This window comes from Nocardioides sp. Bht2 (assembly GCF_047308515.1).
GTDB lineage: Bacteria > Actinomycetota > Actinomycetes > Propionibacteriales > Nocardioidaceae > Nocardioides.
In genome coordinates this window covers 169,732-182,065 of sequence record NZ_JBLBWI010000005.1, presented here as the reverse complement: position 1 = coordinate 182,065, position 12,334 = coordinate 169,732, and the positions used below count along the sequence as shown (strand labels likewise).

Annotated in this window: 16 protein-coding genes; 10 read left to right on the top strand and 6 right to left on the bottom strand. The window is 64.8% G+C overall.

Annotation, left to right across the window (positions count from 1 at the left end):
* Positions 1-76 precede the first annotated feature (76 nt).
* From ACLM5J_RS09795 to ACLM5J_RS09785, 3 genes are all read right to left on the bottom strand, one after another.
* Positions 77-688 carry a transglutaminase-like domain-containing protein gene (locus tag ACLM5J_RS09795; RefSeq protein ID WP_413656222.1) on the bottom strand — a complete coding sequence of 204 codons (612 nt, stop codon included), beginning with the start codon at positions 686-688 and terminating at the stop codon, positions 77-79.
* A 266-nt stretch (positions 689-954) separates the two neighbouring features.
* Complete coding sequence (locus tag ACLM5J_RS09790; protein WP_413656221.1) at positions 955-1,371, bottom strand: ImmA/IrrE family metallo-endopeptidase; 417 nt, start codon at positions 1,369-1,371, stop codon at positions 955-957.
* A complete protein-coding gene (locus tag ACLM5J_RS09785) occupies positions 1,368-2,234 on the bottom strand; it encodes a helix-turn-helix transcriptional regulator (RefSeq protein WP_413656220.1) in 867 nt (288 codons plus the stop codon). The genes ACLM5J_RS09790 and ACLM5J_RS09785 overlap by 4 nt, the downstream gene beginning before the upstream one ends.
* Positions 2,235-2,334: 100 nt before the next feature.
* On the opposite strand from ACLM5J_RS09785, the gene ACLM5J_RS09780 reads away from it, so the two are divergent.
* Genes ACLM5J_RS09780 through ACLM5J_RS09760 form a run of 5 tightly spaced genes read left to right on the top strand, consistent with a single transcriptional unit; the run spans position 2,335 to position 4,483 of the window.
* Complete coding sequence (locus tag ACLM5J_RS09780) at positions 2,335-2,550, top strand: helix-turn-helix domain-containing protein (RefSeq protein WP_413656219.1); 216 nt, start codon at positions 2,335-2,337, stop codon at positions 2,548-2,550.
* Positions 2,547-3,422 carry a ParB N-terminal domain-containing protein gene (locus ACLM5J_RS09775; RefSeq protein ID WP_413656218.1) on the top strand — a complete coding sequence of 292 codons (876 nt, stop codon included), beginning with the start codon at positions 2,547-2,549 and terminating at the stop codon, positions 3,420-3,422. Before ACLM5J_RS09780 ends, ACLM5J_RS09775 begins: the two co-directional genes overlap by 4 nt.
* On the top strand, positions 3,419-3,967 hold the full coding sequence (locus ACLM5J_RS09770; protein ID WP_413656217.1) for a hypothetical protein: 549 nt from the start codon (positions 3,419-3,421) through the stop codon (positions 3,965-3,967). The genes ACLM5J_RS09775 and ACLM5J_RS09770 overlap by 4 nt, the downstream gene beginning before the upstream one ends.
* 1 nt (position 3,968) lies before the next feature.
* A complete protein-coding gene (locus ACLM5J_RS09765) occupies positions 3,969-4,253 on the top strand; it encodes a hypothetical protein (protein WP_413656216.1) in 285 nt (94 codons plus the stop codon).
* The gene (locus tag ACLM5J_RS09760; protein ID WP_413656215.1) at positions 4,253-4,483 is read left to right on the top strand and encodes a helix-turn-helix domain-containing protein; all 231 of its coding nucleotides are present in this window, start codon (positions 4,253-4,255) and stop codon (positions 4,481-4,483) included. The genes ACLM5J_RS09765 and ACLM5J_RS09760 overlap by 1 nt, the downstream gene beginning before the upstream one ends.
* A 98-nt stretch (positions 4,484-4,581) precedes the next feature.
* On the opposite strand, the gene ACLM5J_RS09755 is transcribed toward ACLM5J_RS09760, so the two are convergent.
* A complete protein-coding gene (locus tag ACLM5J_RS09755) occupies positions 4,582-4,818 on the bottom strand; it encodes a hypothetical protein (RefSeq protein WP_413656214.1) in 237 nt (78 codons plus the stop codon).
* A 304-nt stretch (positions 4,819-5,122) separates the two neighbouring features.
* Between ACLM5J_RS09755 and ACLM5J_RS09750 the strand changes: the two genes are divergently transcribed.
* A complete protein-coding gene (locus ACLM5J_RS09750; protein WP_413656213.1) occupies positions 5,123-5,272 on the top strand; it encodes a hypothetical protein in 150 nt (49 codons plus the stop codon).
* Positions 5,273-5,313: 41 nt separating this feature from the next.
* Here the strand turns inward: ACLM5J_RS09750 and ACLM5J_RS09745 are convergent, their stop codons facing one another.
* A complete protein-coding gene (locus tag ACLM5J_RS09745; protein WP_413656212.1) occupies positions 5,314-5,634 on the bottom strand; it encodes a hypothetical protein in 321 nt (106 codons plus the stop codon).
* A 185-nt stretch (positions 5,635-5,819) separates the two neighbouring features.
* Between ACLM5J_RS09745 and ACLM5J_RS09740 the strand changes: the two genes are divergently transcribed.
* Positions 5,820-6,002 (top strand): hypothetical protein, encoded by a 183-nt coding sequence (locus ACLM5J_RS09740; protein ID WP_413656211.1) that lies wholly within the window; start codon positions 5,820-5,822, stop codon positions 6,000-6,002.
* Positions 6,003-6,261: 259 nt separating this feature from the next.
* Positions 6,262-6,732 carry a hypothetical protein gene (locus tag ACLM5J_RS09735; protein ID WP_413656210.1) on the top strand — a complete coding sequence of 157 codons (471 nt, stop codon included), beginning with the start codon at positions 6,262-6,264 and terminating at the stop codon, positions 6,730-6,732.
* On the opposite strand, the gene ACLM5J_RS09730 is transcribed toward ACLM5J_RS09735, so the two are convergent.
* Positions 6,703-6,933 (bottom strand): DUF2510 domain-containing protein, encoded by a 231-nt coding sequence (locus ACLM5J_RS09730; RefSeq protein WP_413656209.1) that lies wholly within the window; start codon positions 6,931-6,933, stop codon positions 6,703-6,705. The two genes, ACLM5J_RS09735 and ACLM5J_RS09730, sit on opposite strands and share 30 nt — an antisense overlap.
* Before the next feature lie 59 nt (positions 6,934-6,992).
* Here ACLM5J_RS09730 and ACLM5J_RS09725 point away from each other — a divergent pair, with 59 nt between their 5' ends.
* Positions 6,993-10,583, top strand: a complete 3,591-nt coding sequence (locus ACLM5J_RS09725) for a hypothetical protein (RefSeq protein WP_413656208.1) — start codon at positions 6,993-6,995, stop codon at positions 10,581-10,583.
* Positions 10,573-12,324, top strand: a complete 1,752-nt coding sequence (locus ACLM5J_RS09720; protein ID WP_413656207.1) for a hypothetical protein — start codon at positions 10,573-10,575, stop codon at positions 12,322-12,324. The genes ACLM5J_RS09725 and ACLM5J_RS09720 overlap by 11 nt, the downstream gene beginning before the upstream one ends.
* Positions 12,325-12,334: the final 10 nt, after the last annotated feature.

Genomic DNA, 12,334 nt, shown 5'->3' with positions numbered 1-12,334 from the left:
CGCAACCACTTCCCGGGCAACGCAACAGGCGCCCCTCCCCTGGTGGGAAGAGGCGCCTGACACCGGAGACCGCGGGTTACCCCAGCGAAGCCGGAAGACCGTTCGCGTAGAGCGCGAGGACGTCGTCGGAGCTGCGGAGCACCCGAACGACCGACGAAGCAGGGGACGCGAAGAGCGCCGGGAAGTCGAGGTCGCCGAGCTCGACGTCGACGTTCCACGCCAGCTGCTCGTCGGCCAGGGAGAACTGGGCGTTGACGCCCTCCTTGTTGCCACGCGGGTCCTGGCGGTGCCACGCTCCGTCGAGGTGGACGGCGACCAGACCGTGCAGCACGTGGCCGCCCTTCTCGTCGTCGCGAAGAAGCTGGTAGCAGAGCGCGGTGGGCACGCCTTCGGCGCGCAACAGGGCAGCCAACAGGTGCGACTTGGCGTAGCAGAGACCGACCCGGTGCTCGAGCACCTCGGTAGCGCTCACCGTGACCCGCGGGTCCTGGACGTCGAAGGAGTGGGCCACTTCATCCCGCACCCATTCGTAGGCCGCCCGGGCGAACTCGACGTCGTCGGCGGCGCCACTGCGCAGGTCGCGAGCGAGCGCGACAACCTCGGGTGCATCGACCTCGATGACGTCGTCGCCAGCGAGGCATGCCGCGGGGTCGATGTCGATAAGCGCAGGGGATGAAGCGTTGGTCATGACTGGACCTTACCGCTGGACCCGCCCTCACGAAGTGTCCCGTCCATGCACAACGCAGAAGGCCGCACCCGAGGGTGCGGCCTTCGCTATCAAGAGGCTGTCGTGGTGGTACTGCTGGTGGAGCTGCGGGGAATCGAACGACGACCCGGGCACGCTCAACGCCACCCGGCACGCTCAGGCGCGCCAAGGTTGAAACGGCAAAAGCGGTACTGAAACGGGTGGCGTGTTGAAATTTCAGCACTCGTTTCACGCGTCTCACTGGCTGGTCAGACACCCAGGTCCGCGACAGCTTCGGGCGACCGCATGACTCCCCCGCGGCGCAAGTACCAGCGCCGCCACGCCTCAACCATTTTGGCGGTCACTTCGAGCTCGTCGGCCAAGGCGCCGACGTGAGACCCAACCAGGCGCTCGGCGCGCTTGTAGTCCTTCACGTTGATGATGAGCGAAGCTCCGTACTCGTCGGCCCGCCGCTCAACCTTTGGCGAGGTGCAGCGATCGCCGAAGACAGCGTGCCCGATCTCGTGGGCCAGAGTTGCGGTGGCTTGGCTTCGACTCAATCGGTGATTCAGCGTGACCTCTCGCGACTCGTCGCAGTACTGACCCCTGCGGCGCGGGCCGAGGTCTGCCCATTCCACTCGCAGCCCGAGATCGGCGGCGTGCGCGTACAGAAGGTCGAGCCTCATGGTTCGTTGCGGTTCTCCTGCTCATCGTCAATGTCCGGGCCGTCCTCGTCCGCGACGAGGGAGTAGCCGCCCTGCGTAGTTGTATCGGGGGTGTCCGACAGAAAATCGCGAACCTGGCCCAGCGGTCGGTTTAGGGCATCCAACGATGGCGACGACGTGCGCAACATCTGCTGGAGCGCCAAAGCGCCGTCGAGATCGAGGTGGAGCAAGATGGCGCGCACTGCGCCAGCTGTCGCATCGTCAAGGCTTGCGGAGGGAATCAGCGCAAGGACGGCGGCGATGCTCGCGAGGGCGTCGGCGAGCTCATCTGAATCATCGACCACTACAGTGCGCGATGGGGGCCTGGCGCCCGCGCCCGGCGACTTAGGCGCACTCGGAACATCCTCCCGAATCGGATCGATTCCGGTGAGCACGCGATCAACGGACCCTCGCCTCCAGTGCAGGGCGTCTTCAAGGGCGCCCTTCAGTCGCTCATCCAGTTCGCCTACTCCGCGCTCGAGGTCAGTGAGGACCTTCGGGGCAACGCCCAGCCGGCGCGCAAGGCTCGCGTCATCCTCCAGACTGAGTGCGAGACGGCGAGTCGCGATGAGTTGCCCGAGCGCCTGCCGGCCAACCTCGGGCACCGAGGCATTCGGGGGCAACTGACGAGATTGCACGCGAGCGACCTTGAGGTCACTCGACAGTCCCAGTGCCTCTTGGATCTTCCGCAGCGTCCCACGCTGCGGAACCACGGTCCCGTTCTCCAAGTTGCCAACGCTCTTCAGTGAGACGGACGCAACCTTGGCCAGTTGGTTCTGCGTCATGTCGAACGCTTCTCGACGCATCCGCACGACGTCGCCCCATCCGAACCTGTCTTCATCCATGCGTAGAAGTATCTGCCAACTTACTCATTTGACGCAAGGTCCGGGTAAGTTTTGCGTGTCTTACTTGCACCGATAAGTAAGACTGCCTAGGTTCTTACTCATGACGACATGCGATGACGAGGCGGTGGGGGTGGCCCTCCGGGTGCTCCGAAAGGCCGCGGGCATGACCCTCAATGACGTATCCCGAGTAGCCGGCGTCAGCCCGGCCTACCTGTCAAACGTGGAGAACGGCAACGTTCGCCCGTCGGCCCCATGGGTGCACGCGGTCCTGGGGTCGATCGGGAGTGAAATTCAGGCCGAGCGGCAGGCAGCATGACCCTCGCTGCCCACCCCTACGCCGACGCATGGCCAATGCTCTCCAAGGATGAGTTGGCAGAACTCGCCGACGACATCAAGGCCAATGGCCTCCGCAACCCGATCGTCATCTACAACAACACCGTTCTCGACGGACGCAACCGCCACGCAGCTTGCCTGCTCGCCAGCGTCGAGCCGACCTTCACCAAGTTCGACGGCGACGATGATGCGGCCCTTGCGTTCGTCCAGTCGGTCAATAACGCTCGCCGCCACCAGTCCAAAGGGTCTCTCGCCGCATCGTGGGCGCTTTCGATGCTCGCTGCAGGTAAGCGCGACAACGGACGTTGGGAGTACGGCGCCGCGAAAAGTAACGATCGTAACAATCTGAATCGCAAGGACGCTGCGCAAGTCGGCCTGATCGCGGATGTTGACGGCGGACTTCTCCTTGAAGTTCGCGACGACCGGCTCGCTCTAGATGCCGCCTACCAGCGCGCCCGTGGCCTACGTGACGCCGAGCAGGAGCTACTGGCCGAGCAGGAGCGCATCGAGGCTGAAGAAGCCTCCGCCCTTGCGTCCCTGCCGGCCGAGTACGCCGACGCGATCGGAGCCACCTACTCCTCTGCCCGCGTTGCCTTCGCGGCTTGGGAGGACACCAACCGCGCCGAGGCGGCCCGACTCCGTAAGGAGCGCGAGAGGGCGCAGCAGGCCAAGCGGGATCACGACGAAGGCATGAAGCGCGAGGCCCAAACCCTCTCGCACTGGACCACGCACTACTCGCTCGCCGCCAATCTCCGGGACTACCCGTACCGAGACGAAGTTCTCGCCGCGATGTTGCCGAGGTACCGCGCCGAGTTCCTTGCTCTTGAAGCCGCTAACGACTGGAGGACGGCATGATCCGCGACGAGCGACCCGACGAATATGACCCGGCCGACATCGAGTTTCTGCCGCGAGACGAGCTGACTGCCATCGTTGACGGTCTCCTTCGCGTGAACCGTCCCGACCGGTACGAACCGGGCGCTGACTGGCTCGACGAAGTGGCCGAGATGGTGGAGAACAAGATCACGGTCGTTGAGGCGAAGCGACTTGCCGCTCGCCAGATAGTCGGGCAGCGCGAAGGCCGCGCCACGCGGTCAGTCAACAAGTTCTTGAAATCTCTCGCGACCGACGGCGGTTTCCGGTTGGCCGGCGCCTGGGCGCCCTTCTCTGACGAACCGGTGGCCTTCATCGACACGGACGACAAGCGCGTGCGGGTTGCACTGCGAGCCATGCGTTCACGGGACTGGCAGCAGTTCACATTGCATGGTCGCACCGATGCGCAACACAGGTTCGCTGCCGAGATGGCGACATATGACGCCGCCGACTGGCTGGCTTCCCAGCAGGGATCGCTGTCATTCGCCGATTGGGCACAGAGCGCGCACGCTGCCCCTGAGGTGGCCTGACATGGATTACTTCACCGCCAAGGTGGCCATCGCCGAGATCATGTCTCAGCTCTCCGATGCAGACCTCCCCGAGATCGACGTCGAGACCCGCGACGACGGCGCGACGGTCGCATGGGACGACGAGCGCCAGATCGGCTACCACCTGGGCTCTTCCACTCGTAACGGAAAACCGACGCGCTGCGACTATCGAGACGACGCGATTGAGCAGGCGCTCGTCATGGAATCGGTTCACCGCGCTGAGGCCAAGTGGTGGATGCGTCACGGCGCCGCTCTGGCAGGTGCCTGATGACCGCCGCACGCCTTACTCACTCCGACCTCGCCGAGCGCCTCAACCTCCCTCTCTCGACAGTCGTCGAACTTCGGAAGCGCGAGGGATGGCCTCACGTACGGCTCGGTAAGGCGGTCCGCTTCACGGAGGCGCAAGTGGAGCAGATCGTCACCTCTCACATCGTGACCTCCGCCCCAGAGGCGGCGCCCATGTTCCCGGGGCACAGGCCGCATCGCCCCAAGCGCTGACTCCCAAAACGCCGAACCGCCCACCCCGAAAGGAGCGCCCCGTGTTCACTTTTCGCCGCAAGCCAGATTGGTCCAAGGGTGTCTCGATCCTCATTGGGTCAGAGGTCGACCCCCAGCAGGACGGGCGCATTCCGCTCGGGCATCTCGTCGAAGGTCATGGCGATCTCGCTCGCTGGGCTGACCCAGATCGAGCGCCCGCCAGGGACTCCGAGTGTCGAGAAGTGCAGGAAGATGCCAGGCGTAGCCGAGAAGGCGTTCTGGATCGTTTCTTGAAGCGCATTCAGCGCAGCATCTGTCATCTTCACCCGCTCTGCGCCGATCCGCAGCTCGCCCATTCTTGCCTCCTGAATTCGCTGGAGCGATCAGCCTCCCAGGAACCCCTTCGGCCGTCCGCCGAACGCAGGAACTAACCCCGCGACGTAGCGGCCCTACGTCACCTCCCGTCGCTCTCATCGGCGCCGGGCTGGTTCCGCACACCCTTTTGGAGGACGAATGACTGCGCCACCGGGCATCGCGCCCACCACGGAGACCGCTGCCGGGCATGACAGGCAGGTGAGTGACACCGCACTCACAAGTAAGCGAGAGGCGATTCGCTATCTGCGCGACCAGCTCCAGATCACTGGGGCGCAGGCGAACCGAATGTACGTCGCTTATCAGCGCGACCAGGAGCGACCTGCTGTCACGGCTGGCGCGACGTACCGACTCTCCTTCCTGGCTTGGCTGATGGAGCAGGCGCCAGTGAAGCGGAACCGCGAGGTGCTCAAGCACGGCTGGAGGGTCGCGAACTGATGGAGGCGCCTGACCCCGTGCACCTCATGGCCCTGATCCCGCTAATCCTGGCGGTTGCTCCGTTCGCGGCGGCTCTCTGGTTGCGGCACCAGATAGAGGCTGATCATCGTCGCAGCGCAGAGCGCCACGCCGCCGAGAAGCATGTTCCAGACGTACGTCCCGGCGACCCACCCGAGGCCGCGGTCGATTCCCACGAACGCAATCGCCCAGGCGACCACCAGGCCGACTAGCGCGATCGAGTTCAACACCTTGAACATCGCGAACAGGTGCCTGCCGTCACCTCGGTTTTGCAGCGTGAACGCCAGCAGCAGAACCGGGATCAGGTTCGCTGCCACTTCGCATTGGGTGCCACTCAGTTCCACGGCCCGACTCTAGGGGCCCTGCGCATCGAGCGCATGACATTCGCCTGCCCGCCTGGCGCAACCCCGGTTGCTGGCGGCATGGGCCGGTTCGATCCCGGCGCAGGCACTGGGGCCGGTCCTTGGCGGCTTGGAATCCGCGGGCGTCAACCGGCCCCCACCTATTCGATCAAACTCAGGAGAACGACATGCCCGAACTCAAGACTCCCGACGAGTGGTGCCAACTGCTCGGCTTCCGCGTGATGGACCCCGACGGTTGGCGCAACGGCGCTTCCCTCGGCCCGCGGCCTTGGTCTGACCCGATCGCTAAGTCCGAGTTCCTTGAGCGCCTGATGCCATGCACGCTGCTCGACCTCCGGCGCACACCCTGACACTCGCCTCCCCCACCTCACCCCCGCCCATCGCGGGGGTTCTTCGATTTAGGAGCACTTCATGAAGCATCACCTCAAGGTGCAACGCCACCGATCTCCTCAACGACCTAGGGCGCTGGGTTGAGACCTGGGACGGCGAACGGCTCCAACCTTCAGACTGGCCGATGCTGGGAGCCAAGATCGCACCCGGCGACCTCAAGGTACTCGTGACCGCCGTCGTGCGCCTCCAGGAAGGCCGGGGTGCCCTGGTCCCAAAATCGTGGAGCGCCTCGCAGTCGACACGGAGTTCCACGAGCGACTGACCGCAGCCCACGGCCTAGGGATCAGCGACAAACGCCTCCTGGGCTGGGAGCCCATCGAGGTGCACGAACACGAGTACGACGAGGCGGGCCGCATGGTCCGCACCGTCGTCACTCGCGAGGCCGAGTGGACCGATGCTGAACGCTCCAAGATGCTTGCGCTGGCCCAGTTTGACCGCGAGGTGTGCGACTGCGGTCTACACCGCAGCATCGCTGACGCGGACCCTCACTTGGAGATGCAGGAGCGCGTCTGTCCCGTTTGCGCGGCGTCGGCAAAGAACTATCGACTCATTGAGGATCGTGACGAGAAGGCCATGAAGGCGCACGGCGACAAGCCCGCCCCTGGAATCACGCGCCCAGGCGACGGACGGCGGCTGTACTTGCGACCGGCCGACGGGCCGCTAAGAAGCGATCTCCCAGAGAACGGCTAGAACCCAAACTGCAAAGGCGATAAGCACCGCGCCGAGCAGGATGCCCTTCGCGATCACCCACGACGTCACCGGCTCTGGGTCGTCTTTTTTGACCTCATACTCCTCGGTCCACTCCTCGCCGTCCCAGTAGCGCAGGGCGCCAGGGAGGTCGGGGGCGCTGTACCAGCCCGGCCCCAATGCCGGCTTCTGATCGCTACTCATGCCAGCAATGTACGTCGCCTCGGCGCTCGCTTGCATCCCGTTCCGAAAGGCGGTGCCAGATGGGCGTTCGCACTGAAACTGTCCGGCTCGAGTTGCAGGATGCCGGGTTTACCTCCGGCGCGGCCCGCGCGGCGGCTGCGACGGCGGTGCTTGAGCAGGCACTTGATCGCGTTGACGGAACATCGCTGCGCGCGAGCAAGGGGCTCGATACCTCTGCTGGAAGTGTTGACCAACTGGGGGCGTCCGCGCGACGCAATGATCGGTCGATCAACCAGCTAACCGGCCGGCTAGCCCTGCTGCGGGATGCCATCGCGATCCTCGGGCCGACAACCGTCCCGATGGGCGCGGCCGCAGTCGCCGGATTCGCTGGCCTAGCTGGGCAGGTCGGGGCGGCCGTACTCGGCGCCGGAACCCTCCTGGTCGCCTTTCAGGGGGTCGGCGATGCCCTTAGTGCCGTCAACGACGCCGCGCTGGAGCCGACTGCGGAGAACCTGACTAAGGCACGGCAGGCAATGGAGGAACTGTCGCCAGCCGCACAAGGCTTGGTCGCCCAGATCCAGCAGATGCGTCCTGCGCTGCGCGATCTGAGGGATGCTGCCGCGGGAGGTGCTCTCGATGGGCTCACCGATTCCCTCACCGCGCTCGAGGGCCGCCTGCCCGAGGTAGAACGCATCTTGTCCGTTACTGGCGATACCGTCGGTGATCTGCTCGCAGTGGGCGGTGAGAGCCTTGCCAGCGACGGCTGGACTGAGTTCTTCGACTACTTGGCGACCGACGCGCAGCCTACGCTCGTCGACCTTGGCTACACGGTCGGGAACCTTGCTCGTGGGCTTGCTGAGCTCGGAATCGCAACAGATCCCTTGTCGCGCGACTTCTCCGTGTGGCTTCGCGAGTCGAGTGCCGACTTCGCTGCGTGGGCGGACGGCCTCGCGGAGACGGAAAACTATCGAGAGTTCATCGACTACGTCCGGGAGACTGGACCTCAGTTGGGTGAGACTCTGGGTGAGGCCGCTGACGCGTTGCTGCAGATCGCAGAGGCCGCATCTCCGCTTGGTGGTCCCGTGCTCCAGGCGCTTGAGGCAGCAGCCAGGGTCATTGGCACCATCGCTGACTCGGACCTGGGAACACCGCTGGTCGCAGGCTTCATGGCACTCTCTGCCTACAACCGCGCTCTCGCAGTGACTGAGGCCGTCCAGGGTCGCATCGCGGCTCGTGGCGGCATGGGTGCGATCATCGGCGTCGGTGCGTCTGGGTCTAGCAAGGCGACGCTTCGCCAGGATCTCGCGGCGTGGTCTGACGGTCTCGTGGCCTGGGGCAAGGACGCCGAGAAGGCAGCCGAGGCAACGGAGCGCCTCAAGCAGCGTCGGAATGCCCTTCTGCGCTCGGGCGCGCTCGCCGGCGGGGTGGCGCTGTCGACGACGGACCTCGTGCAGGGGATGGACATTGCCAACACCGCGTCGCTCGGCTTCATGGGCGCGCTGGTGGGCGGCGGCACGGGAGCAGTCGTTGGCGGCCTGACAGGCGCGGTCATGGACTACAACGCCGCCGCCGACAAGGCGTCATCGGCGCAGCGCGCGCTTGCGAACGCTTGGAGCGACAGCGATGGAACGATGACTGGCTATCTCCAGAACCTGGAGCGGGCCCAGTCGCTGGCCGACGATTTCGCGAATAGCGTTTCGTCTCCCAACCTGCTCAGCCATCTCGCAAAGGGCTTCACGCCCGGAGGGCTGGCAAACAACCTGGATGTCATCTTCGGCGGCGTCGAGTCCTCTGCGCTCGGGAAGATCGCCGATCAGAGCATTCTTGCCGAGCAGACTGCAGGAGACCTAGACCTTGCGCTTCGCTTACTGGCGCAAGACCTTGGGATCGTTGGCGATCACTCGGACGCGTCGCTCGGCGACATGAATGCAACTCTGGTCAAGCTGAGCCCGGCCATGCAGGGTCTCGGGATCACAGTCGAAGACCTGATTTCGTCGATTCAAGACGGGACCTTCCCGCAGGTCGCCGACGACCTTGGGGCATGGATCTCCACTGCCGACAGCGCCAGCGGTCGCACAGGCGCCCTAGCGAACGCCCTCCAAGGGCTCGACAACGAGTTCCTGACTACCGCCGACAGCGCCAGCGTGTTCGCGTCTGCGCTTGACGCCCTCCTCTCTCCGCAGATGGATCAGGAGCGGGCTGCGATTGCTTGGCGCGAGTCGCTTCGCACCCTCAAGGACGACCTGTCTGAAACGACACGCTCGCTCGAAGAGGGCAAGGGCGATCAGAACCGGTCGGCCATCTTGGATCGCTTGCAGGCGCTACAGAACACCGCCGTCGCCGATGCAATGAACGGCGCCTCCGGAGCCGAGTTGGCCCAGACGCTGCGCAAGGGCAAGAAGGAGTTACTTGACTTTGCCGACGCCGCGGGCCTGAATCGCCGAGAGGTCAAGAAGATGATCGCGGAGATGAACCTGACTCCGGAAACGATCAGGACTCTGCTGGAGGTCACCGGGGGTGACGACGCACGAGCAACCATCGACGACCTCACCACGCGACTCGTCGATTTGGGGCTAACTGAGGCCGAGGCAACGGCTGCGATCAACGACGTTGCGTCCGGCAAGATTAAGACTGTTCAGGGCTTGGTCGATAAGTACGGACTCAGCAAGGCTGAGGCGAAGGCACTACTCAAGGACGCAGCGTCAGAGAAGATCCGCGCCGCGCTCGCTCTCCTGAGGCAGATGGATGGCTACTCGGCCAACGCCACGATCACGACGACCCACATCACGCGCCAGGTCGCCGAGAACATGTTCAAGCACAAGCCGAAGGGCGCTCCGGGTAACGCCGACGGTGGCACCATCCCCAAGGACGGGCTGCCCTACGCCGACCGGTATCACTACATGCTGGCACCTGGCGAGGAGGTCATCTCGAACCGCCGTGGTCAGGCTGACCGGTTCCGTCCCCTGCTGAAGGCGATCAACGCGGCTGCGGATGGCGCGACGGTGGGTCCGTCGGCGGGTATCGGGAAGGCGATGCAGCTGTCGTTCCCTGGGTTGCATCGCGAGTACGACATGACGGCCCGTTCGCTCAAGGGTCTGCGTCGCGCGGTGACCGATTCTGAGAAGGCGCTGGATAAGGCGACTGATCGGCGTGACGCGATCGCGTCGAAGCGTTCGGACGTGATGGGCGCGGTCCGCAACACCTTCACGAGCCAACTGTTTGGCAACGAGGTGAAGCCGTGGTTCGAGCAGTCCGCGAACCCTGTCGGCCTGCTGAACCAGGACATCACTGGGTTGCGTCAGTTCGCGAAGGCCCGCAAGACGCTCGCGAAGAAGGGGCTCGATGGCGGCGCTCTGGATGCGCTGTTCCAGCAGGGCAACCTGCAGGAGATCCAGGCGATGGCGGGCATGTCCAAGGCCGAGCTGGCGAAGTACGAGAAGAAGTACGAGCTGCGCGAACGGCTCCTCGGCCAGCAGTCGCGCGGCGCCGGCGACCAGGTCTATGGCGCGGAACTTGCATCTGCCAACAAGGAGTTGCGGGGCATCCGGCAGGACAACCGTCGCCTGGAGAAGCGCCTGGCGGCTATCGAGAAGCACACGCGCGAGAACGCCAAAAAGACCGGCGATCAGATCAATAAGACCGCGACGAAGGGACGGCGCAATGCGCGTTAGCCAGCACGCTTTCCACTTCGGGGATCTGCTCATCTCGTTGGGCCAGCAGGGCGGGTATGCCGATCACGGCGTGTTCAAACTCGCTCTGCTGGCCGACGGCTATGAAGTCGGTTCGCCGCAGCAGGTCGTGGCGCAGGTCGAGTCGCAGTTGTTCGACGGCGACCTTGAGGAGATCACGCGTTACGGCAACCGGGAGATGAAGTTCCGGGTCGAGGTAAGTGCCGCGGATGGCGAGGCGTTGGCGCAGGGCGAGAAGGCTCTGATGGCGCAGTTGGCGCGGCCGAACACGTTGCGGTGGCTGCCTCCGGTCCCACCGGTGGAAGCGACCGTCTTCGATGTGATCACGTCGTGGATGGAGGTCGACTCCGACGGCGGCGCGGATCTGGATGAGTTGCGGTGCATCCGCGTCTACGAGATCACGGCACGATGCATGCCGTTCGGTCGCAGTGAGACCGAAACCATCACGCCTGCGCTTCCGCCAACTGGCGGGCCATCTCCGGTGGTCACTGTCGTCAATGACTGCACCTCGACGTCTGGCTGGACGGCCACCCTAAATGGGGCGCCCACTCCGGTCACTCTCGCCACGTCGGGAACCGCCGTCGTTGCCAAGGCGGCTGGAGGCGTAGGCGCCGACTTCACGATGACGTGGACATCAGGCAGTGCCATCCCGCTAGCAGGCACTCCGTGGATCGCGCTCGACTGCAGCCCGGCCATGCCTTTCGGCCGCTTCGGGCAAAGCCCCACGATCAGCATCAACGGCGGTGCGCCGATCTCGCCCTCGGTGGCCAACGGCTCCAAGATCTACTTCCTGGTTGCAGCATCATCGTTCACCTCGATTCGGATCAGCACCTCAGTCATCAGTGAGCGTGGCTACGCCCCTGCCCTTGGTGTCGCCGATATCTTCCGGCAGGACATCACCCCCGCGATTGGAACCGGGCGCCAGTTGATGCGAGTCCTGGAGGTCGGCGGGTCTGCGCCCACGCAGGGGTCCCTCGCTCTTGAGCATTCGACCGCGCCACTGAGGCAAACCGTGGTGTACACAAACGCCGAGGATGGTCGCGGATACCAGCCGCCGCTGCGCCCCTTTCGGGCCTCGGGAGGCGAAGTCACGCCGGACGCCACCACCGTGAGTGGTGCGCGCTCCGCAATGGTCACCGGGACGCCCGAGGTCTACGAGGCTCCGATGGCGAACCTGCAGGCGGGTGAGCACGCAGTGTTGGCGCGCGTGCGTGCGACCGGGACCGCTGGTCCGCGTACGTTCACTCGGATCACCACCCCTCGCTCCGGTGGCGAGTCCCTGGATCTGCAGTCGCACTGGACGCGGCCCAGCATCTCGACCGCGTGGCAGTGGGTTGCGATGGCGGACGCTTTGGTGACGGTCGATCCTGCGGTGGCACCCAACGGGGTGTTTCGGGTCTCGATCGAGTCCAACTTGGTTGACATCGACGAGTGCCTGCTGCTCAACATGACGACCGGCTCATTGGTACGGGTCGACGCGGGTGCTTCGACGCGACTGTGGATCGACTCCCCCACCGTTTCCGACCCTCGTCCGCGGATCCGGGTTGGTACTGCTGCTGATGGTTCCGACGCGAGGCACATCGCTATGGATCAGGTGGCCGAGTTCTCGATTCTCGGATTCGAGGTGGGCACGATGAACGTCTTCACGGCCTGCGAGGCGCTCAACGCTGCCTGTTCACTGCGGCACTTCGAGCGGTGGCACACTCACGCGGCCGCATCATGAAGGGCCTAGA